This window comes from Sphingomonas pruni NBRC 15498, from assembly GCF_001598455.1.
Lineage (GTDB): Bacteria > Pseudomonadota > Alphaproteobacteria > Sphingomonadales > Sphingomonadaceae > Sphingomonas > Sphingomonas pruni.
The window spans coordinates 1-19,935 of the sequence record NZ_BCYZ01000012.1 but is presented as its reverse complement, the minus strand read 5'-3'; the positions used below and the strand labels follow the sequence as shown (position 1 = coordinate 19,935).

The following is a 19,935-nucleotide window of genomic DNA, read 5'->3' as shown; positions in this document are numbered from 1 at the left end:
GTTCGCCGGTTGTGTCCGCTCTGCTACAATCTCGATCAGTGCCGCGGCGCCGTGCTGCTTGGACAGCCGCCAGGCGCAGTCCCCGTCTCGAAGATCGCCTTGACGCACCGGTCATAGGCGTTGCGCGCGCCTTGCCGATTGTTGAGCCGCGCCACCGCGCCGATCGCTTCGGCCAGCAGGTCCAACTGCTCGCCATATTCGCCCTTGTCGATCAGGATCAACTCGCCCGATTTCTTGCCGGTCAGGGTCGGCAGGCGTTCGGTCCTGGTCATTTCAACGCTCGGCATCGGCAATATCGGCCGATCTGTTCGCATCGTCGACGACAGCGTTGAGGGATGCGCGCACCCCGGCAGTGTCGAAAACAGCGGGAGGAGCAACAACGCTGGCCCCGGTACCGGGCGTCGAATCGATCGCATTATGGATCTCCGTGATTTTGGAACGGACGAGGGCAGTGCTCTGGTCGTCGGCCGCCGCGACACGCTTGCCGATCGCATCGACGGTCGCCTGGGCGTGGCGTTCGTCGGCGCGCGCGGTAGCGACGGCCTTGGCGTGCGCCTGTTCGGCCTGCACGGCGACCTTCGCCCCGCCGGCCGTTTTGCCCGTGCGATAGATCAGCCCGACCATCGTGCAGGCAGCCGCGAGCGCGACCAGGACCGGCACCGCCCAGCCGAGCAGGCGAGCGGCCCAGCCAGGCCATTTCCAGCCGAGCGCGAGGGAAATGAGGAACCCCATCAGCCGCCTCCCTTGCCGCAGGATCGGCAATCGACATTGCCGATCCGGTTCCGTAACCAGGCGTGCAGGAACGCGATCATCTCGGCCTGGCGGGGAAAGGGCAGGAATGGCATCACCGTCGGAGCATCGCTCGCTGCCTTGCGCGGGTCATAGGTCACTGCCCAATGCGCGATCCAACTGATCGGACTCTCGCGATACCGCTCGGCCAGCCCGGCGCGCAGCCCGGCATCCGCCTTCAGCCGCCGCAACCGGTGCTGCCGCGCCATCAGCTCGGCGACATAGTCCGGCGGCCAAGTGGGGCGAGGCGGCGTCGAAATCGCCGTCACCCCAATTCCTCCCGATAGCGCTCAGCCGCCTCACGTGCCGACATATCGCGCGTAATCGTCTCCGCAGCGCGCTTGCCGATCTCGCGCGGCTCGGGAGCGGAGCCCTCGCGCCGCCCCGCGCGCGTCTTTTCCCACCACAGCATCGCCGTCGTGTTCCCGCCCATCGCGGTCTCGAACAAGGTCAGCGCGATCCGCGCATTGGCGATCTCGACACCGGCGTCCAGTTCGGCACGGCATCGCCGCTTCAATGTCGTCGCGCTCAATCCCATGATCCGCGCGATGACCGCATAGGGCGTTCCGATCTCGGCAAAGCGCCGCACATCCGCCCGCATCGCGTCGGTGATCTCGATCGTCGCCCGCGGGCTCGCGCGCGAAACGTTGGTAGGGTGGGACGGGGTAGGGGTGGTGAGCGCAACGGGAACAGCAGCGCCCTTGGCCGATGTCCCCGTGGTCGCCCGCTTCCGTCCTGCCATCCGAACTCCACCGATCGCAATCCGGCCGGTGCGTCGCGACAACCTTTTGCGGCAACGTTCGGACGTTGCCGCTTGAGTGTCCTAACCCGTGGAATGTCTGCGAGAAAATTGCGCGACGCCGTTTCGGTCGAACGCAAATTTGGATGATTGCTACATACACGTTTTTTCGTGGCAGTCAAGAAGTTTTCACGGTTTGTTCTATTTTTCTCGATCGATCGCGAGTGGCGTCGGCGCACCGTGTACCGCTGCCATCACAGCAACTCTCCCGCGCCCAGCCGTGCGTACACTGCCTCGACATCCTCGCGATCGACATCCCGTCGCGCTGCCGCCGCCATCTCGGGCCACATCCGCAACGCGGTGATCAACCGCTTGCGCGCCGTCCGCCATTGCATTCCATGCGCACGCGCCAGTTGCACGAACGACCGGTCGCTCAGGACCATGTCGAGAACCATCGCCGTCGGCCGGGGAATCGCCTCGCACCACGCGCGATAGGCGACCTCCAACCGTACGCTTTTCAGGGACTCGACCAACTGGTCCCGCCCCGAATTGGCAAAGTCGACGCGCGTTTCCAATGACGCCGACCGTATCGATCCGGCGCGCCGGATGCGTTCCGCCACGCCGGCGATCTCTTCGGCCGCCGCGCGCTCGTCCGCGCTGATCTTGCCCAGCCGTTCCATTCGATGCAGCGGCGACTGTCTCCTCCGCTCAGGCAGCGCGTTCGCCTTTTCGTGCGTCTCGGGCGTGCCTTCATTCTTGTGTCGCCACCGCTTGATCATTGCCTCGTGCCGCCTTTCGGCGTCCTCGCGTTGGTGCAGCGCCGCGGCCAGACGATCGGCGGCGTCGGGTCGCGTGTCGCGTTGAGGAAGGGCCGCCAGGCGGCGCTCGGCGCTCGCACGGATCATCGCGAGCCGGTCGTCCACCTGTCGGATCTTCGGATTGATCTCCGCCAACGTCTTTCTCCTGATAATTTCGATGTCTGATTTGGCTGGCGCGATCGTTCAGCCTTTTCGCGCGTCAGCCTCGGGCCGAGTCTGACGAGGCGAAGGGACGATGCCGCCGTAGATGAGATCGGGATGGTCGCAGAACGGGCGCCCACATTCTGCGCACCTCGTTTCCGGTTCATCCTGGGATCCGCTGGTGCGTTGGGGACATGCAGAGCTGGTCATAGGCGAATTATTGGACATATTGTCCAACATTTCAACAATCGGTTGCTGCCTTGCGTTCGGGCGCGGCCATGGTACAATCTGTCCATGATCGATCCGATAACGCCCGAGGAATTCGACGCTCTCTACATCGCCAGGGTGAAGGCGCTTCGGCAGCTGAGAGGAATGACGGCCGGGCAGATGTCGACCCTGCTCGGCGTGCCGGCCGAACGATATCGCAAATACGAATCGCGCACGCCGATGCCGCATGCGTTGATGGAGCAATTCGCCTTGATAACGGGAGTGTCGGTGGAATTTCTTCTCACTGGACGGCGCGTGGCTGGGAAGGGACCATATCCCGACGTGCCCGGTCCGCACATGATCGAAAAATGGCGTACCGGCCAATTGGAGAGTGAAGGCAAAAGTTCGCGAAGACGCGGCTGATTTTGGCCAGATCGTCCTGCGGATGATTGTGTCAATCGGCGGAGTGATTGCCGCTGGCAATATTGAATGGTTGGACAATATGTCCCATATATGCTGCTCGCCATTCTTCCTGCGTGGGAGCAATCATTGCCGCCTGCCGCTGTTCAGCCCTTGCCCGAGCTCCATCCCGAGAGCGTGCGTCTTCTCGCTGTCGACTGTTGGAGCGGGGACCCGGCGGTGGCCGCGCTGATCGACGCCGCGCGCGCTCTGATCCCGGTCGCGGAGACGCTTCGTGATCTGTGTACCCGCCGACCTTCGATCGACCGGCTGATCGCCGACGAAATCGGAGCGCTCGTTTGGGAAACGATCGAAACGGGGCGGGTCAACGTCTGGCAGCGAGAACCGCGCGCCAGTGGCGTCATCGGCGCGATCTGGATCGAGTTGGAAAGCTTGCGCGCGCGCTGGATCGCCGCCCGGTTGCAGTCCGAGGAGCTTTCGCCGGCGGCGCAGAACATCGGACAGTGGTACGATCGATTGCAAGCGCTCGAAGAGGAAGCGCCGACGGTAGCGGCGGTGTGGAGCAACGGTCCGACACGTCCCTGCTGAAAAGCAGGCCGGGCCAGTTTCGCTTTATCCTCTTGCCGCTGACCCTCGGCCGATCACAGCCTAGCTATGCCGACGCAGCGTGTCCGATCTGGCGTGGGCGGCTGGTGGAGCTGAGGGGAATCGAACCCCTGACCTCTGCAGTGCGATTGCAGCGCTCTCCCATCTGAGCTACAGCCCCGCCCACGCCGCAAGGGCGCTTCCGCCCTTGGGAGCGCGAGCCTCTAGCGACCATTTTCCGGCTTTGCAACACGCGGTCTGCCGCGTCGGCTAAACAGGTCGCGCCCAGCTGACGGACAACCTCGCTAACCTGCGTCAAGCGGTCGCTGAATTGCGGAACTGGCGGCCTTTGCGCCCCGTTTAAGCGGACAGGCGGGCGCGGTTCCCCCCTTTGCCGCGCTCGCCGTCCAACCCCGATGAGAGGACCCGCCAGATGGCATATGAACGCTACCCCCGCGGCAATTCACTGCAAGGCGATTATTACGCGCCCGGCGACGACAATTACGGTCGCGATTATGGCTCGGGCCAGGATCGCACCTATACGAGCGCCCGCGAATATGAGGCCGCAGGTATGATCGGCCCGCGCCGTGGGCCGGATTTCGATCGCGACGATTATGACCGCGGCTATTACGGTCGCGGCCGTAGCTCGACTTTCGCCAATCGCGGATATGATTATGGCTCGTGCGCACGCTATCGTGGCAGCTACGCGCCCGATCGCAATCGCTTCGCCGATGTCGGTGACCGCCGCGACGAGGATCGCGATTACGAGCGCGCCGAGATGTATCGCGGTCGGCGCAGCGCCGCTCGCGGATATGACCGCGATCCGCGCGACTATAGCTATGATGACCGCAACTTCTTCGCCCGCGCCGGTGACGAGGTGCGGTCATGGTTCGGCGACGAGGAGGCCGAGCGCCGGCGCGAAGCGGATCAGCGCTACGACCAGCGTTATGGCGGTCAAAGCGACTATCGTGGCGACCACGACTATCACAGCTGGCGCGCCGGTCAGATCGCCGCGCTCGATCGCGATTACGACGAATATCGCCGCGAGAACCAGCAGCGGTTTTCCAACGAATTCGGTAGCTGGCGCAACGAACGGCAGACCCAGCGGTCGAGCCTGCAGCGCGTGACCGAACATATGGATGTGGTCGGCTCGGACGGCGAACATATCGGCACGGTCGACAAGGTCCGCGGCGATCGCATCCTTCTCACCAAGAGCGATCCCGATGCCGGCGGCCGCCATCACTCGATCCCATCGCGCTGGATCGACCGGGTCGATGACAAGGTAATCGTGCGAAAGACCGCCGAAGAGGCCAAGGCGCACTGGCGTGACGAAGAGCGAAGCGCGTTCTTCGGCGGCGACAGCGCCGGCCGGGATCAGGACGAGGACAGCGACGGCCGCATCCTCAACCGTAGCTTCTCGGGCACCTACTGACGAAATCATGGGGCCCGGACGACGGCGTCCGGGCCCCACCTTTCGTTGCCCTGGCGATCGGTCCCGAGATCGTCGGCCGCTAATCCTTGATACAGGGCTCGTGGCCGAATCACCGCGCCGCTGGCCGACTGCTCGATAGCATGCGCCGCCCAACCGACTCCGCGCGCTATGGCGAACAGCCGGAACGGTGCGTCTGCGGGCAGGCCAAGGGCGACCGAGATCGCGAGCAAGGCGAAATCTATGTTGGGCAATGTCTCGGTCGCGTCCATCACCACGTCGCGAAGCTCGATCAGCGCCGGGTCGAGCGCGACCAGCGGCAACAATGCAGCGGCACGCGGATCGCCGTGTGGATAGAGCGGATGGCCAAATCCCGGCAGGCCATGCCCGGCCGCCAGCCAGCGCGCGACCGCTGCGTCGACGCCATTCGCCCGGGCTTCGGCAGTGAGCGCGGCAAGTGCGGCGCCGGCGCCGCCATGTTTCGGCCCTGACAGCGTCGACAGGCCGGCCATTACACACGCCGCCATCGGTGATCCCGTCGACGCCGCGACGCGCGCGGCAAAGGTGGAGGGATTGAGTTCATGGTCCGCGAGCAACACCAGCACGCGCCGAACAAGATCGGCGCCCGCTGTATCGAGCCGCCAGCCGCGTGCCAGGCGTTCGTGTATCGGTCCGTCTCCAGCCGCACCGAACGCGCCGGCGATCGCCGCGACAGCGACCGACGCTTCCTGTGCAAGCTTGGCGGGCGCTCGTCCAATCATCGGCTTGGCGCCGGCGATCAGCGCCGCTAGCGCACGGAAGGGATCGCCATCGCCAACAGCTGTGGGGAACGCCGCTACCGGCCGTTCCCACAACAATGCGGCTATTTCTTCCAAAGTGGCGTGATCAGCCAGATCCACCGCCCGGCGCCCGCGAAAGATCAGCTGCCCATGCGCGACGGTCGAAATCCGCGTCGGGATAACAGGTTCACCCCAGGCCATCGCCGATGCCGCGATCGACGCCGTCCGCCGTCCCCGCGCGCGCCGGTTGGTCAGCGCCAGAATGTCGTCGCCACGATATTCGCTCCGTCGCGGATCGGCCGCATCGGCGCGCCGCTCGATCAGCCTGCGGCTGACATAGGCATAGAGCGTCTGCGGTCGCACGTTGAGCGTAGCCAATGCCTCCTCGCGAGACAGCCATTCCTGCATGATTGATTCACTTGATCAAGATTGATTGACGGCTGCGACACGACCATGTGCGCCGCGTCACGTCAAGGGAGTTGGGTCGATGAGTAGCGGTCTGGAAGATGTCGTCGCGGCGGAAACCGTGCTCTCCGATGTCGATGGCGAGGCGGGGCGGTTGATCATTCGCGGTCATCCGTTGGAAGCGCTCGCCGGACATTGGACGTTCGAACAAACCGTGCATCTGTTGTTCGGCGGTTTCTTTGACGACCTGCCCGACCCGGAGCGCTTGGCCGCGACGCTGGGGCAAGCGCGCGTCGAAGCGTTCGACCGCGCGCGCCCATTGTTGCCCCTGCTGGCGGACCTTCCCGTCTATGACGCGATGCGCACGGCGATCGCACCGATGCCGGACGGCGTAACGCTCGACGACGCGCTACGCTTGATCGCCGCGCCGGCGGTGCTGATTCCCGCTTTGCTTCGCCAATCCGCCGGGCAGGATCCGATCGCCCCGGATCCGTCCTGCGGGCACGCCGACGACGTCGTGCGGATGCTCGGCCGCGATAAAGGCGGGGCGGCGCTCGACGCCTATCTGGTGACGGTCAGCGACCACGGTCTCAACGCATCGACCTTTGCGGCGCGCGTCGTCGCGTCGACCCAGGCGGGGCTGACATCGGCAGTTCTGGCGGGGTTGGGCGCGCTGAAGGGCCCGCTCCATGGCGGCGCGCCTGGCCCGGTGATCGAAATGCTCGACGGCATCGCCGCGGAAGGCGACGCGCACGCCTGGATCGATCGTACGCTCAATCATGGCGACCGCCTGATGGGCTTTGGCCACCGTATCTACCGCGTCCGCGACCCGCGCGCCGATGCCTTGAAGGCTGCCCTCCACACGCTCGACCGTGTCGGCGGGCGGCTGGAATTCGCGGAACAGGTCGAACGCGTCGCGCTCGTCGCCTTGCGTCAGCGCAAGCAAAGCCGGGTCATCGAAACCAATGTCGAATTCTACACCGCATTGCTGCTCGAGGCGGTGGGCTTTCCGAAAGAGAGCTTCACCGGGGTGTTCGCGATGGGCCGCGTCGCCGGCTGGATCGCCCACGCCCGCGAGCAAGCGCTGACCGGCCGCCTGATCCGACCGAAGTCGGTCTATCTTGAGGAGGGAAGGGCGCGAGCGGCTTAGAGCGCAATCTCGGAGCGGCTGGCGGCGCTGCGCAGCCCCGCGTCGAGCACTTCCATCACGGCGATCGCTTGGCTCGCCGGAACCGGGTTCGCGCCGTTGCCGCGAATGGCATCGGCCAGCGTCTGCCAAAAGACCCGGTAATCGCCACGCTCGTTGGGCACAGGGTAAGTATCGCCGGTATCGCCGATCGTCAGCACGCCTTGGATCGGATCGGTACCCCAATCCTCGCTTCCCGGCGCGCGCCCGGCGAGCGTCGCGGCTTCCTGCGGGTCACTGCCATGCTTGATCCAACTTGCGCGCGTCCCATGCACCGCGAACCTCAGGCCGTGTTGCGCCGCGAGCTTGGTAGCATGCAGAATGACGCGATGGCGCTCATAGCGCAGTACTGCGTGGAAATAATCAGGCGACGGCGCGCCCCCGCGCAACGTCGCCAGATCCAGGCTCACTCCCACTGGCTGCCCGAACAACAGCACCGCCTGGTCGACCAGATGCGGCCCCAGGTCGAGCCAAGCACCACCTTCGCGCGCCTCCTTCCACAGGCCCGTCGGGGTTGGACGCCACCGGTCGAAATGGCTTTCGAACTGGACGATCTCACCCAGCGAACCGTCCGCGATCAGCCGCCGCAGCGTGCCGAAATCGGCATCCCAGCGGCGGTTCTGGAATATCGTCACCAATTTTCCCGAGGTCTCGCCCGCTTCCGCGACGCGGCGAGCATCGGCCAGGCTCGTGGCGAACGGTTTGTCGATCAGTGCATGCTTGCCGGCCTCCAGCGCCGCAATCGCGTGCGCGGCATGGAGCGGGTCGGGGCTGGCGACGACGACGAGATCGATGCCGGGTTCGGCCAACAGCGTCGCGACGTCAGGAACGACAAGCATGCCTGGCAGATCGGCATGAACCTTGGCCGGATCGCGCGTGACGACCGCGCGTAAGGTCATGCCAGGCGTGGCACGGATATAGGGGGCATGAAACGCCCGGCCCGCCAGGCCATAGCCGATCAAGCCGACACCGATTTCCTGCATTACCGTGCCCGATCTTTCGCCAATGATCGGCCTATGCTCCGTCGACAAGACTGGCACAAGTTACCGGAGCGATCGTGTTCCGTCTCCGACACCGCGCAGTAATTGCCGTCGACCCTGGTCCTATTTCGGCCAGGTTTCCGCCGGTGCCGGCGCCCCGACTGACGAGGGCGACGCATGGATCGCCTCTTGCCATTCAGGCGACAGATCGGGGATGCCGGGTGACGCCGGAAAGCGCGTACGCGCCGTCGCGAACAAGGTTCGAGCGACCGCAGCACCTGGCGCGGTCGCGCTGATGCCCACCCAACGCCAGTGCCACGGCTCCCACGTCACGCCTTGCGCGTTGCCCGGTGGGAACGACAATTCGAACCCGAATTCGGTTGCATGCTGCAACAGCCATTTGCCCGGCGGCGAATTGGCGATGCAATCGCTGACATCGCCGCAACCCGGTGCCAGCGGCCGGACCGCGAAATCGAGCGCATAGCCCGTGGCATGCTCGCTATAGCCGGGCGGCGCCGAGCTTTTTGCGCGCTCCGCGGCGTCCTTGCATCTTTTGCCCGGCCCGATCTGGCTACAGAAGATCTGGCGTTGGCGTGCGGTCGTGCGGAAACAGGATATGCCGTGCAGCCTGCCTTTCACCCCCGGCACCTGATCGGCGGCGGCGAGCAACTCGCTCACCGCCGCTGCGGCATCACGATGAAGTTGGCAGGATCGCCCCATCCCGAAATTGCCGGGAATCGTGACCATGTCGGCGGGATTGCCATCGGGATAGGGAATATGCCCCAGGACCCGGCCGTCGGGCAGCGGCTCGACGGTCTGGCCGTTGCACAAGGTGACCGGGGTCAGCGCGAGAGCCGTGGCAGGAGCGAACACAGCAAAGGCAACCAGCAGCCACCGCAACGGCATCAACACGCTCCTGGGGAAACAAAGCACGCACCCACTGGCACGGGCGCGGCTTGAGTGGCAAGGGGTAGACCATGCTGGCGGATAAGGTGTTGTTCCTCGACGGTGAGGCGATGGTGATCGACAAGCCTGCGGGCCTGCCGGTCGATCCGCCGCGCCGTGGCGGGATCAGTCTGAAGAACCATCTCGACAGCCTGACGTTCGGGTTCCAACGCTGGCCGATGGCGGTGCATCGGCTCGACCAGGATACGTCGGGCTGCCTGCTCCTCTCGCGCAACCCCAAGGCTCACGCCCGCCTGCAACAAGCCTTCGAGGCAAACCGCGTGGAGAAGCGTTATCTTGCCGTGCTTGAAGGCGTGCCGGATGCAACGGAAGGCGTGATCGACCTTCCGCTCGCGAAGGTCTCGTCTCGCGAAGAGGGGTGGCGGATGACGGGTTCGCCCGATGGCAAAGCCGCGCGCACTGCCTGGCGCGTGCTCCGCACTGCCGGCGGACGCGCCCTGGTCGAGTTCCGTCCGGCGACCGGCCGAACCCATCAGATTCGCGTCCACGCGCTCGAGGGGCTGGGCATCCCGGTGGTCGGCGACGCGGTCTATGGCCGCGCCGACAAGGCCGGGATGCTGCTCCACGCCGCTGAATTGGTCGTCCCTCGTGACGGCAGGCCGGCGATCCATGCCGTCGCTCCGATCCCCGAACGGTTCGCGGCTGCGGGCTTCGGTCATGAGTGACGGAGACGGCTGGGTCGACCGAGTCGATACGGCCATTGTCGAAGAACGCTTCCTCGCCGCGACCGGGCCGGGCGGGCAGAACGTCAACAAGGTCGCGACCGCGGTTCAGCTTCGGGTCAATGTCTTTGCGCTCGGCCTCCAGCCTTATGCCTATGAGAGGCTCAAGGAATTGGCCGGCAGCCGGATGACGGCGGGCGGCGAATTGCTGGTCACCGCACGGCGTTTCAGGACGCAGGAAGCCAACCGCCAGGATGCGCGCGAGCGGCTTGCCGACCTGATCCGCTCTGCGCACGTCCGCCAGGCCAGACGCGTGAAGACCAAGCCGTCGCGCGCGGCCAAGGCGCGGCGGGTCGACGAGAAGAAAGGTCGCAGCACAGTGAAGGCTGGACGCGGCAAGGTCCGCATCGACTGAGGGAATAGAGGATGGCCAAGCCAAGCCCGAGCCTGCGCCGTTACACCAGCCTGCCGGTGGCGATCGACATGCTGATGAACGAGCGGATCACGCTCGTCAGCCCGTCGGCCTGGGTCGACGCCAATGACCGCAAGGCGATGGCGGTTTATCAGGAGCATCTCGGCCACGGTTTCGTCGGCGCCGTTTGCCTGACCGAGGCGCCCGAAACCTTCCACCATTGGCAGGTGTTCGCCGGGGGATCGGCGGGTGTCTGCGTTCATTTTGACAAGGCGCGGTTCTGCGCGATGTTCGACGGTCGCCCCAATTGCCTGATCGGGCCGGTCGACTATGTCCGCATCGCCGATATCGCGACGATCGACGCCAGTGACATCCATCGCCTGCCGTTCATGAAGCGCGCCGGTTTCCGCGACGAAGCCGAATTTCGCGCCATCGCGGTCGGTGGGGACGAGGACGACGTGATCCACATCCCGCTAGACCGGGCCGCCATCAGCCGTATCACCTTCAGCCCCACCATTCCGCCGGTGCTGGTCGACACCACGCGACGCCTGCTCCATCAGCTCCCCGGCTGGGAAAAGCTCCACATCGTGCAATCCCGCCTGACGGACAGCGTTTCGTGGCAGCGTGCGTTGGAGAAATATCCGCTGCGGCATGCCGGCGGAACGGGACGAGCGAAGAAAAAATCCGACTAGGATCTGCCCCATCGCTCGCATTGCGAGCTGGCGGTAAATCTACCCCTCCCGCAGGGGTTCCGCGATCGCTACATCGCGTCTCATGTACGCCTTCGACATCGCCGCCGGCTCAAAGCCCGACCTCTATCGCGACCTGCTCGCCGCTTGTGACGCGGTCACGGCGGGCGAACCCGACGGGGTCGCCAACATGGCCAACGTCGCCTCTCTGCTCTGGCAATATCTGCCCGACCTGAATTGGGCGGGTTTCTACCGCAATGTCGGCGACGAGCTCGTGCTGGGACCGTTCCAGGGCAAAGCGGCATGCATCCGCATTCCGTTCGGCAAGGGCGTCTGCGGTGCCGCGGCGGCGACGCGCGAGACTCAGTTGGTCGCCGACGTCCATGCATTTCCCGGCCATATCGCTTGCGATGCCGCGAGCCGTGCCGAGTTGGTCGTGCCGATCGTCTCAGGCAATCGCGTCGTCGCGGTGATCGATCTCGACAGTCCCGAACCCTCCCGTTTCGATGAAGAGGATGCTGCCGGAATCGAACAGATCGCCCGATTGTTGATGGATAGGGTTAACAGCTGAATCCTGATCCAGATCGGGACAAACATAACGCTGGCGAAAAACTGGCGGAAAACCGGGGTTTTTGGTAGTCATTCCCAAGATTGATCGCGCCGGCTTGGTTAATGGCCGCGCCGAGTAACAGGGAGTGTTAACCATGCGAACCCTAGTGATTGCCGCGGCTGCGGCCACTTTGGCCTTTGGCGGCGGCGCCGCCGACGCCCAGCGACTCGGCAACAATGGCGCTCCCGCCGGCGGCTGGAGGGGCGGCCAACCCGCGCCGCAGGGCCAGCCGATGCCTCGCCCCAATCCCGGCCAATGGCAGGGACCTCGTCCGGGCAATCCGGGCAGCTGGAATGGCAATGGCCCGCGTCCCGGCAACCCGGGGAACTGGAACAACGGGGGCCAATGGCGCGGCGGCTGGAGCGGTCATCGCAGCCGTTGGGGCAATCGCGTCGGCGGCTATTGGTGGGCCGGCGTCCAGGCTCCCGGCGGCTGGAACGGCTATTCGCGCATCAAGCGCGGCAAGCGCATCCCGAATTATTGGCTGGCGTCCAATTTCATTATCGGTGACTGGCAGCTCTATGGGCTGATGACGCCGCCCGCCGGCTATTATTGGACGCGCTATTATAACGACGCGCTGCTCGTCGACCGGTATGGCGTGGTCTATGATGGCGCCTATGACATCGATTGGGACCGTTATGACGACGGTTACGCCTATGACGACAGCTATGGCTACGGCTCCGGACCGAACTTTGGCGGCCCGGCTCCGGCTTATGGCGCCGACTATGCCGCGCCGGGCTATGGCGGCAACAGCAGCTATTACGAGGAGCGCACGGACTATCGTGCCGTGCCGCCGCCCCCGCCTGCTCCGGCCATCGCCTATCGCGGCGGCTATGCCGGCACCTATTTTACGCCGCCAGGCACCACGACCACGATCGTGATCCCGGGCGCGGCCACCACGACGACGACCACCGAATATATCACCGAGACGTACCGTCCGGTGGCCCGCAAGGTCTACCGCGCGCCGGTGAAGAAGAAGTGGCGGCCCAGGGTGCGGTGCACCTGCACCTGCACCTACGTCTGCCGCTGATCTGAGCGTTCGTTGGGGGGACGCTGCCCGTCGTCGCGATCGCGACGGCGGGCAGTTCCGTTCCCGTCTGCCTCCAGTTGAAGCGGAAAATATTGCCAGGGCGCTGATCGCTGCTCCAACTGGACGATGCGCGCGACGTTATACGCCAACGCGCTGGCCTGATTTTTAAGTCACTCCGCGCCCGGGCCGAAGCCAGTTCGTAAGATGCGGCGTCCGGCCGCGGCTTCTGCTCGCGGCACCGGTTAAGTCGAGTCGCAAAAGCGTCATTTCACGAGCTTTTTTGGCGCGTCGGCAGCAATTTAGGTCGCGCTCTGCTTGTTTGCGACCCTTAACAACCATCCGTAACATTGCGTATTGCAAGGCGAATTTAGCGTGATCGCATCCGCCTTGCAGTTACGATAGTTCCTGCTACCGTTAGGCGTCCTCACTCGAAAAAGGAGTGGTTATGCGTCGAGCAGTCGCGGTTGGTGTTTCGCTGGTGGCCCTTGCATGGGCTGGATCCGCTTCGGCGCAGGACGCGCCGCAGAGTAACCCTCCGGCAACGGCGGTCGTCCCGCCCGACGATAATGCGCCGCGGGTCGGCGACATCATCGTCACGGCGCAGAAGCGCTCCGAAAATCTGCAGGACGTGCCGGTTGCGGTCAGCGCGGTGACCGGCAAGACGCTCGAGAACAAGCGCATCCTCGACCTAGTCGACCTGTCGAACGCGACTCCGGGTCTGCAGATCAAGTCGGACGATAACGGTGCCAATCCGCGCATCTTCATCCGCGGCGTGGGCGTCAACGACTTCAATCCGGCAACCGCCAGCGCAGTCGGAATCTATGCCGATGGCGTCTATGTCGTGTCGCCGCTGGCCCAGCGTTTCGCCTTTTTCGACCTGCAGCAGGCCGAGGTGCTGCGCGGGCCGCAGGGCACGCTCTATGGCCGAAACACTACCGGCGGTGCGCTCAACATTTCCAGCCGCAAACCCGGCGATACGATCGAAGCGGACTTCCTCGCTGAATATGGCCGGTTCAACTCGGTCAATCTGCAAGGCGGGGTCAGCTTGCCGCTGGTCAAGGACCTGCTGTCGGTGCGCGTCGCCGGCATCTACCAGCGCGACGACGGCTATTCAATCAACCGGCTGACCGGCAATCGCGGCAACGACGCCAATCGCTGGGCGGTGCGCGGCAGCGTGCATTTCACGCCGTCGAGCGCGATCACCGACGACCTTGCGGTCACCGTGGGCAAGTCGCGCGGCGGATCGATCTGGGCGTATAACCGTACATTGTTCCCGGTCAGCCCGGATGTCGCGGGCCCCGATGGTCTTTGTGCGCCGGCTTATTACGGCACCGCGAACTGCACCAACGCGGTCGGCTATGCCAATGCCAGCAAAAACCTCTACCAGGGCGACTACAGCTTCGAGGGCAAGGACAAGGTCAACCTGTTCACAGTTGCCAACACGCTGACGATCAACCTCGGCTCGGCCGACATCGTCTCGGTCACCGGCTACCAGCATGCCGACCGCAATGATCAGGAGGAAACCGACGCCAACCCGCTGCCGGTGATCACTGCCAGCTATATCGCGCGGCAGAACACGTTCAGCCAGGAACTGCGCCTGCAATCGAGCGGCAAGCCAGCGCTGCGCTACGTTTTTGGCCTCTATTACGCACACGATTATCTCAGCAACAATTCTGCTTACGACGTGCTGTCGTTCCTACCCCCCGATCCGGTGCAGGGTATCGGCCATTTCATTTGGCCGCTGACGCAAAAGACCGACAGCTATGCCGCGTTCGGGCAGCTCGACTACGACCTGACCCCACGCCTGACGGTAACGGCCGGCCTGCGCTATTCGGCCGACCATAAGGATTTCCATTATTTCAGCGGGGAAACGCTCACTCCCTACCCGTATTTCACCTTCGACGGTTCCAAGACGTTCGACTCGGTCTCGGGCAAGTTCGGCCTGCAATATCGCTTCACACCCGATGTGAATGCCTATGCGAGCTATAGTCGCGGGACGAAGAGCGGCGGTTTCTTTAGTGGCCAGACCGATCAGATCGCCAATATCGGCCCGTATAAGGACGAGACGGTCAATGCCTATGAAGCCGGCCTGAAGACCGAATTGCTCAACCACACCCTGCGCGCCAACCTTGCCGCCTTCTATTACGATTATCAGAACCTCCAGGTTTATACGACCGTGATCGACCATCTGATCACGCGTCAGCTGTTCACTAACGCCTCGGCCGCGCGCATGTACGGTGGCGAGCTGGAACTGGAGGCGACGCCGACCAAGGGCCTGACGCTGTCGATGAACGCGGCTTTTCTCAACGCGACCTATCGTAACTTCGTGTCGGCCGACGCAAACGCCGACTATTCCGGCAACACCCTGCCGTCGGCGCCCAAGATCAGCGTCCAGACCGCGGTCGACTATACCCAGCCCGTATCGTTCGGCGCGATCGTCGCGAATGTCAGCGCGAGCTATCGCAGCAAGGTCTTCTTCGACACCGCCAACACGGCGCGATTGAGCGATCAGGCTAGGGTCTATGTCGACGGGCGGCTGGGCGTGCAACTCGTTCGCAACAAGCTAGAGATCGGCGTCTGGGGGAAAAACATCTTCGGAGAAACCAACATCTCCGACATCACGCCGATCGCGAGCCTGGGCTTCGACGTCGTGAGCGTGGGGCCGCCGCGCACCTATGGCCTCTACCTCCGCGCACATTATTGAGCGGCGGGCGAGAGTGACCGGGATCACGACCGAGAGCGAATATGGCTGGATCGGCCCGCGCCCTGGCGCGGTGCAGATCGCAGCAATCCTGTTCGCGGGCGTCGCCGGAATCCTGTTCGCAGGTGTGGGGCCGCTGCTGCTCGGTGGTCTCGAGGCATCAGGGCGGATCAGCCCCGCCCAGCTGGGGCAGGCCGGAACCGCCGAATTGCTGGCGATGGGCGTCGCCGCCGGACTGACCGGACCGCTCTACGGCATCAGGAACCTGCGGCTGCTGACGATCCTGTGTGGGCTGGCGATGGCCGGGCTCAACGCGCTGTCGATCGTCGCCGACGGCTGGACAGTGGTCCTCGTCCGCGGCCTCAACGGCATCCCGAGCGGTGCGCTGATCTGGCTGATGACGGCGATGATCGTGCGTTCGGCGCGCCCGGACCGCTGGGCCGCGATCTATCTCACCGTACAGACGCTGGCGCAGGCAGTGATCGTCGCCGCGCTGGGCGCCCTGGTCGAAGGGGCGGCCGGCGTAGGAGCGGGGTTCGCGGTGCTTGCCGCGATCGGCGTCGCGACCGGGCTCGCCGGATTGCTGGTGCCCAACAGCCTGGCGGTGTTGCCGGTCGATCCTGACCAGCCGACCGGACGGCTGAGCACGCGCGGGCTGGTCGCGCTCGCGGCCGCCTTCGCGTTCAATGCCGGCATCCTGGCGGTGTGGATCTATGTCGAGCCCCTGTCGCGTCAGTCGGGACATCCCGCGGGCACGGCAGGGCTGGCAATGGCGCTGTCGCTCGGTGCGCAAGTCGTAGGCGGGTTGCTCGCTACCTTCGCTGCGGGGCGTATTCCGACCGCGCTCACTCTCGTCGTTTCACTGCTCGGCATGGGTGCCGCGATGGTCGTCTTCGCCTATCTGCCCGGCGTCACCGTTTTCCTGACCGTATCGGCGATGTTCGGCTTCCTGTGGATGTTCGCTTCGCCTTTCTTCACGCCTCTCGTGATCGATGCCGACCCGACACGGCGCGCGGCGATGTTCGGGTCGGGCGCGGCCCTGCTGGGCTGCAGTGCGGGACCGTTCCTGGCGTCGCTGTTGGTGGGTGAGGCGGATGTGCGGCAAAGCCTCGTCCTCGGCATCGGCCTGCTCGCGACATCTTTGGTGATCGTCATGCTGCTGTACTTTGTGCGGGCCAAAAGCCACTCCTTCGCCGCATGACGACAGCCTCTTCGCCTTCCCACCCGCCCGCAAGGCAGGCCGGCAAACGCCGCCGCCGAGCGATTCCACTCGCGACCAAGCATCGCCCTATACAGGCGCGCGGTCAGGACACGTTCGAACTGATCCTCGACGTCGCCGGCGAATTGCTGCGCGAGATCGGGTTCGAACAGCTGACCACCAACCTGATCTGTCAACGGGCCGGCCTGACTCCGCCGGCGCTCTATCGCTATTTCCCGAACAAATATGCGGTGCTGAAAGAACTCGGCGACCGGCTGATGCGCGCGCAGGACGACGAAGTGCTGATATGGGCCGCCGAGGGCGGTCTGACCGGCGCGACGTTCGAAGAACGACTCGCCAAGAGCATTGCGATCCAGGAGCGAATGGTCGCGGTCCATCGCGAATTCCCCGGCGGCATCGCCATCGGCCGGGCGTTGCGCGCCGTGCCGTTGCTCAACGATCTGCGCATCCGCTCGCGCGACATGGTCGCGGCCGCGTTCGCCGATACGTTGCGGGGCCAATATCCAAATACCGACGAGCGCCGGATCCAGGTCGCTTGCCGCCTGATCGTCGAACTCGGTTACTCGGCCAGCGAGATGGTGGTCGAGGAACCCGATCGCGACGCCGACATCATCAACCGCGAAGTGTGCGTCATGTTCGCACGCTATCTCGAGCATTTCGACTGACCGCTGCCGATGGAGAGAGCAGGCATGGAGTGGCACAATTGGTCGGGCAGCGTCGCCGCTCGTCCGCAGCGTATCGAGCGTCCGAAGACCCGCGCCGAGCTGGCGGGCCTGATCCAGGCCGCCGGCAAAGTGCGCGTCACTGGCGCCGGCCATTCCTTCATGCCGCTGTGTGAGACCTCGGGCACTTTGCTCAGCATGGGCGATTACGAAGGCGGGATTGACATCGCGCCTGACCGCCGCACGGCCTGGGTCCCCGCCGGCTGGGGGCTCGATCGGCTGACCGAGGCCCTGTGGGCCGAGGGGCTGTCGCTGATCAATCAGGGGGACATCAACCCGCAATCGCTGGCCGGCGCCACTGCCACCGGCACGCACGGCACCGGGGCGGAACTCGGCAGCCTCTCGACCCAGGCCTGTGGCTTTGAATTGATGCTGGCCGACGGCAGCCTGGTCGAGTGCGGCCCCGACCAGAATCCCGACCTCTATCAGGCGCAGCGACTGTCGCTCGGTCTGTTCGGGGTCGCCACGCGAATCCGCATCAACGTCTTGCCGGCATATTATCTCGAGGAACGGATCGAGCGCCGCCCGCTCGCCGAAATGGCCGAGCGCTGGGAAGAATTCGGCGCCGCCACCCGCCATTTCGAGTTCTTCGTCTTCCCTTATGCCGATTACGTGATCTTCAAGACGCTCCATCCGGTCGAGGGCAGCGGCGACCTCAAGCACTCGACCGATATCGACGAATCGATCTTCCGCAATATCTGCGAAATCGGACGCCGCGTACCTAAGCTTATCCCTACGCTGCAGCGCTTCATGATGAAGATGAGCGCCAAGCCGACCCAGCGGACCGGACCCGCCTGGCGCGTCTTTCCGTCCGACCGCACGATCCGGTTCGAGGAAATGGAATATGAAATGCCGCGTGCGGCCGGCCTGCCGACCTTGATGGAGGCGATCGCCTATATCCGTCGCCGCAAGCTCCCGGTCGCTTTCCCGTTCGAATTCCGCCTGACCGCGGGCGACGATATCTGGATGAGCCCGTTCCACATCGGCCCGGCAGCCTCCATCTCGTTCCACCAATATGCCAGGATGCCCTGGCGTGATCTATTCGCGGAAATGGAGCCGGTGTTGCGCAGCTCGGGCGGCCGCCCGCATTGGGCCAAGCGCCACACCATGACCGCTGACGATGTCGCTCGCCTCTATCCGCGCACCGGTGACTTCCTGCGCGTCCGCGAAGCCGTCGATCCGGGCCAGAAGTTCGTCAATGACGACCTTGCCCGCCTGTTCGGCCTGACCCCTCCCGCCCGGAGCTGACCCACGTGAACGATTTGGAACTGCATGTCCATTTGATCGGCCGCCAAGGGTCGCGCCGCGACCTCAACACACCGGTGCTTGTGCTCGATCTCGACCGGTTGGACGGCAATATCACGCGGATGGCGACGTTTGCCGCCACTCACGGACTCAAGCTTCGCCCGCACGCCAAGACGCACAAGAGCGTCGACATCGCCAGGCGCCAGATCGCGGCAGGTGCGATTGGACTGTGTTGCGCCAAGATCGGCGAAGCCGAAGCGCTGGCTGATGGTGGTATCACCGGGCTGCATATCACGTCGCCGGTCGTGCCGGCGCCCGCGGTCGATCGGCTCGCGGCGCTCAACCTGCGGTCGGCGAATCTGATGACGGTGGTCGACAATCCCGACAACGCGCGCGCCATCGCGCAAGCGGTCGAGCGGGCAGGCGAGGCCAAGTTATCGGTGATCATCGACGTCGATCCCGGTATCCACCGCACCGGTGTCGCGTCACCGGAGGCCGCCGTCGAACTGTTCGAGGTCATCCGCTCGCTCCCGGCTTTGGTCTATCGCGGCGTGCAATTCTATTGCGGCTCGCACCAGCACATCCATGCCTTCGCCGAGCGCGAGGCAGCCATGCGTGAGCGCGCCGACTATCTCCGCACGATCATCATAGCCCTGGCCGAGGCCGGCGGCGCGCCGGAGATCGTCACCGGAGGCGGCACCGGGACGCACCGTATCGATGTTGGCCTCGGCATCTTCACCGAGCTCCAGGTCGGCTCCTATATCTTCATGGACGACGAATATCGCGCCTGCGATCTGACCGGCGAGGAGGGCGCGGCGATCCCGTTCGAGACCTCGCTGATGATCGACACCAGCGTAATCAGCGCCAACACGCCCGGCCTTTTCACGCTCGACGCCGGGATCAAGTCGATGGCGACTGATGCGCCGCTCCCCTCCGTGGAGACCGGGGCAGCCGATGGCGCGCGCTTCTTCCTCATGGGCGACGAACATGGTGCCCTGTTGACCTTGCCGGACTCGCTCGCGCTCGGCGATCGCGTCTCGCTCCGCACGCCGCATTGCGACCCCACGGTCAACCTCTACGACAATTACCATGTCGTGCGCGGCCAGACGCTCGACGCGATCTGGCCGGTATCGGGAAGGGGGCGCTCGCGCTGACTAATGGTCGGGCCTGTGCCTGTACAAGCTTTGGCTTGCTTTATTCA

22 protein-coding genes and 1 tRNA gene are annotated in these 19,935 nt (G+C 64.8%); 14 read left to right on the top strand and 9 right to left on the bottom strand.

The window, feature by feature from the left end; translation table 11 throughout:
- Positions 1–35: 35 nt before the first annotated feature.
- The 5 genes from SPR01S_RS05400 to SPR01S_RS05380 all read right to left on the bottom strand — a co-directional run bounded on the left by SPR01S_RS05400 (position 36) and on the right by SPR01S_RS05380 (position 2,451).
- Positions 36–272 (bottom strand): hypothetical protein, encoded by a 237-nt coding sequence (locus SPR01S_RS05400; RefSeq protein ID WP_066586002.1) that lies wholly within the window; start codon positions 270–272, stop codon positions 36–38.
- A gap of 1 nt (position 273) precedes the next feature.
- Entirely contained in the window at positions 274–732 is a 459-nt protein-coding gene (locus tag SPR01S_RS05395; RefSeq protein WP_066585998.1) for a hypothetical protein, read from the bottom strand.
- Positions 732–1,058 carry a hypothetical protein gene (locus SPR01S_RS05390; RefSeq protein ID WP_066585991.1) on the bottom strand — a complete coding sequence of 109 codons (327 nt, stop codon included), beginning with the start codon at positions 1,056–1,058 and terminating at the stop codon, positions 732–734. The genes SPR01S_RS05395 and SPR01S_RS05390 overlap by 1 nt, the downstream gene beginning before the upstream one ends.
- Entirely contained in the window at positions 1,055–1,531 is a 477-nt protein-coding gene (locus SPR01S_RS05385) for a hypothetical protein (protein ID WP_066585988.1), read from the bottom strand. The genes SPR01S_RS05390 and SPR01S_RS05385 overlap by 4 nt, the downstream gene beginning before the upstream one ends.
- A 251-nt stretch (positions 1,532–1,782) precedes the next feature.
- On the bottom strand, positions 1,783–2,451 hold the full coding sequence (locus tag SPR01S_RS05380; RefSeq protein ID WP_169803381.1) for a hypothetical protein: 669 nt from the start codon (positions 2,449–2,451) through the stop codon (positions 1,783–1,785).
- A 330-nt stretch (positions 2,452–2,781) separates the two neighbouring features.
- Between SPR01S_RS05380 and SPR01S_RS05375 the strand changes: the two genes are divergently transcribed.
- Together SPR01S_RS05375 and SPR01S_RS05370 are read left to right on the top strand one after the other, a co-directional pair.
- Positions 2,782–3,117, top strand: a complete 336-nt coding sequence (locus SPR01S_RS05375; protein WP_066585984.1) for a helix-turn-helix domain-containing protein — start codon at positions 2,782–2,784, stop codon at positions 3,115–3,117.
- A 216-nt stretch (positions 3,118–3,333) separates the two neighbouring features.
- Complete coding sequence (locus tag SPR01S_RS05370) at positions 3,334–3,702, top strand: hypothetical protein (protein ID WP_157081968.1); 369 nt, start codon at positions 3,334–3,336, stop codon at positions 3,700–3,702.
- Positions 3,703–3,804: 102 nt separating this feature from the next.
- On the opposite strand, the gene SPR01S_RS05365 is transcribed toward SPR01S_RS05370, so the two are convergent.
- Positions 3,805–3,880 (bottom strand) — tRNA-Ala (locus tag SPR01S_RS05365).
- 252 nt (positions 3,881–4,132) lie between these two features.
- On the opposite strand from SPR01S_RS05365, the gene SPR01S_RS05360 reads away from it, so the two are divergent.
- Positions 4,133–5,131, top strand: coding sequence for a DUF2171 domain-containing protein (locus SPR01S_RS05360; protein ID WP_066585979.1), 999 nt, complete (start codon positions 4,133–4,135; stop codon positions 5,129–5,131).
- A 5-nt stretch (positions 5,132–5,136) separates the two neighbouring features.
- Here SPR01S_RS05360 and SPR01S_RS05355 read toward each other — a convergent pair whose 3' ends face one another.
- Positions 5,137–6,315: a citrate synthase gene (locus SPR01S_RS05355; protein ID WP_084250961.1), complete on the bottom strand. Its 1,179-nt coding sequence runs from the start codon at positions 6,313–6,315 to the stop codon at positions 5,137–5,139.
- 79 nt (positions 6,316–6,394) lie between these two features.
- On the opposite strand from SPR01S_RS05355, the gene SPR01S_RS05350 reads away from it, so the two are divergent.
- Entirely contained in the window at positions 6,395–7,462 is a 1,068-nt protein-coding gene (locus tag SPR01S_RS05350) for a citrate synthase/methylcitrate synthase (protein WP_066585975.1), read from the top strand.
- Here SPR01S_RS05350 and SPR01S_RS05345 read toward each other — a convergent pair.
- Together SPR01S_RS05345 and SPR01S_RS05340 are read right to left on the bottom strand one after the other, a co-directional pair.
- Positions 7,459–8,481 (bottom strand): oxidoreductase, encoded by a 1,023-nt coding sequence (locus SPR01S_RS05345; protein ID WP_066585972.1) that lies wholly within the window; start codon positions 8,479–8,481, stop codon positions 7,459–7,461. The genes SPR01S_RS05350 and SPR01S_RS05345 overlap by 4 nt on opposite strands.
- 120 nt (positions 8,482–8,601) lie before the next feature.
- Entirely contained in the window at positions 8,602–9,384 is a 783-nt protein-coding gene (locus SPR01S_RS05340) for a M15 family metallopeptidase (protein WP_084250960.1), read from the bottom strand.
- 71 nt (positions 9,385–9,455) lie between these two features.
- Here SPR01S_RS05340 and SPR01S_RS05335 point away from each other — a divergent pair, with 71 nt between their 5' ends.
- From SPR01S_RS05335 to SPR01S_RS05290, 10 genes are all read left to right on the top strand, one after another.
- Positions 9,456–10,109 (top strand): RluA family pseudouridine synthase, encoded by a 654-nt coding sequence (locus SPR01S_RS05335; protein WP_066585969.1) that lies wholly within the window; start codon positions 9,456–9,458, stop codon positions 10,107–10,109.
- Positions 10,102–10,521, top strand: coding sequence for an alternative ribosome rescue aminoacyl-tRNA hydrolase ArfB (gene arfB / locus SPR01S_RS05330; protein ID WP_066585966.1), 420 nt, complete (start codon positions 10,102–10,104; stop codon positions 10,519–10,521). Before SPR01S_RS05335 ends, arfB begins: the two co-directional genes overlap by 8 nt.
- A gap of 11 nt (positions 10,522–10,532) precedes the next feature.
- Positions 10,533–11,210 (top strand): hypothetical protein, encoded by a 678-nt coding sequence (locus tag SPR01S_RS05325; protein WP_066585963.1) that lies wholly within the window; start codon positions 10,533–10,535, stop codon positions 11,208–11,210.
- 82 nt (positions 11,211–11,292) lie between these two features.
- Positions 11,293–11,778: a free L-methionine (R)-S-oxide reductase MsrC gene (locus SPR01S_RS05320; protein ID WP_066585960.1), complete on the top strand. Its 486-nt coding sequence runs from the start codon at positions 11,293–11,295 to the stop codon at positions 11,776–11,778.
- A gap of 133 nt (positions 11,779–11,911) precedes the next feature.
- Positions 11,912–12,847: an RcnB family protein gene (locus tag SPR01S_RS05315; RefSeq protein WP_084250959.1), complete on the top strand. Its 936-nt coding sequence runs from the start codon at positions 11,912–11,914 to the stop codon at positions 12,845–12,847.
- 445 nt (positions 12,848–13,292) lie between these two features.
- Positions 13,293–15,551 (top strand): TonB-dependent receptor, encoded by a 2,259-nt coding sequence (locus SPR01S_RS05310; protein ID WP_066585952.1) that lies wholly within the window; start codon positions 13,293–13,295, stop codon positions 15,549–15,551.
- A gap of 13 nt (positions 15,552–15,564) precedes the next feature.
- The gene (locus tag SPR01S_RS05305) at positions 15,565–16,749 is read left to right on the top strand and encodes an MFS transporter (RefSeq protein ID WP_066585949.1); all 1,185 of its coding nucleotides are present in this window, start codon (positions 15,565–15,567) and stop codon (positions 16,747–16,749) included.
- Positions 16,746–17,432: a TetR/AcrR family transcriptional regulator gene (locus tag SPR01S_RS05300; protein WP_084250958.1), complete on the top strand. Its 687-nt coding sequence runs from the start codon at positions 16,746–16,748 to the stop codon at positions 17,430–17,432. Before SPR01S_RS05305 ends, SPR01S_RS05300 begins: the two co-directional genes overlap by 4 nt.
- A gap of 24 nt (positions 17,433–17,456) precedes the next feature.
- Entirely contained in the window at positions 17,457–18,737 is a 1,281-nt protein-coding gene (locus tag SPR01S_RS05295; protein WP_066585948.1) for a D-arabinono-1,4-lactone oxidase, read from the top strand.
- Positions 18,738–18,742: 5 nt separating this feature from the next.
- Positions 18,743–19,888, top strand: a complete 1,146-nt coding sequence (locus SPR01S_RS05290; RefSeq protein ID WP_066585945.1) for a DSD1 family PLP-dependent enzyme — start codon at positions 18,743–18,745, stop codon at positions 19,886–19,888.
- Positions 19,889–19,935 lie beyond the last annotated feature (47 nt).

What these genes read in the sequence shown, in the direction of transcription:
- SPR01S_RS05325 (WP_066585963.1), top strand. Translation starts at nt 10,533, where the DNA reads ATGGCCAAGCCAAGCCCGAGCCTGCGCCGTTACACCAGCCTGCCGGTG.
- SPR01S_RS05345 (WP_066585972.1), bottom strand. Translation starts at nt 8,481, where the DNA reads ATGCAGGAAATCGGTGTCGGCTTGATCGGCTATGGCCTGGCGGGCCGG.
- SPR01S_RS05300 (WP_084250958.1), top strand. Translation starts at nt 16,746, where the DNA reads ATGACGACAGCCTCTTCGCCTTCCCACCCGCCCGCAAGGCAGGCCGGC.
- SPR01S_RS05315 (WP_084250959.1), top strand. Translation starts at nt 11,912, where the DNA reads ATGCGAACCCTAGTGATTGCCGCGGCTGCGGCCACTTTGGCCTTTGGC.
- SPR01S_RS05360 (WP_066585979.1), top strand. Translation starts at nt 4,133, where the DNA reads ATGGCATATGAACGCTACCCCCGCGGCAATTCACTGCAAGGCGATTAT.
- SPR01S_RS05395 (WP_066585998.1), bottom strand. Translation starts at nt 732, where the DNA reads ATGGGGTTCCTCATTTCCCTCGCGCTCGGCTGGAAATGGCCTGGCTGG.
- SPR01S_RS05310 (WP_066585952.1), top strand. Translation starts at nt 13,293, where the DNA reads ATGCGTCGAGCAGTCGCGGTTGGTGTTTCGCTGGTGGCCCTTGCATGG.
- SPR01S_RS05320 (WP_066585960.1), top strand. Translation starts at nt 11,293, where the DNA reads ATGTACGCCTTCGACATCGCCGCCGGCTCAAAGCCCGACCTCTATCGC.
- SPR01S_RS05340 (WP_084250960.1), bottom strand. Translation starts at nt 9,384, where the DNA reads ATGCCGTTGCGGTGGCTGCTGGTTGCCTTTGCTGTGTTCGCTCCTGCC.
- SPR01S_RS05335 (WP_066585969.1), top strand. Translation starts at nt 9,456, where the DNA reads ATGCTGGCGGATAAGGTGTTGTTCCTCGACGGTGAGGCGATGGTGATC.
- SPR01S_RS05295 (WP_066585948.1), top strand. Translation starts at nt 17,457, where the DNA reads ATGGAGTGGCACAATTGGTCGGGCAGCGTCGCCGCTCGTCCGCAGCGT.
- SPR01S_RS05350 (WP_066585975.1), top strand. Translation starts at nt 6,395, where the DNA reads ATGAGTAGCGGTCTGGAAGATGTCGTCGCGGCGGAAACCGTGCTCTCC.
- SPR01S_RS05375 (WP_066585984.1), top strand. Translation starts at nt 2,782, where the DNA reads ATGATCGATCCGATAACGCCCGAGGAATTCGACGCTCTCTACATCGCC.
- SPR01S_RS05400 (WP_066586002.1), bottom strand. Translation starts at nt 272, where the DNA reads ATGACCAGGACCGAACGCCTGCCGACCCTGACCGGCAAGAAATCGGGC.
- SPR01S_RS05385 (WP_066585988.1), bottom strand. Translation starts at nt 1,531, where the DNA reads ATGGCAGGACGGAAGCGGGCGACCACGGGGACATCGGCCAAGGGCGCT.
- arfB (WP_066585966.1), top strand. Translation starts at nt 10,102, where the DNA reads ATGAGTGACGGAGACGGCTGGGTCGACCGAGTCGATACGGCCATTGTC.
- SPR01S_RS05355 (WP_084250961.1), bottom strand. Translation starts at nt 6,315, where the DNA reads ATGCAGGAATGGCTGTCTCGCGAGGAGGCATTGGCTACGCTCAACGTG.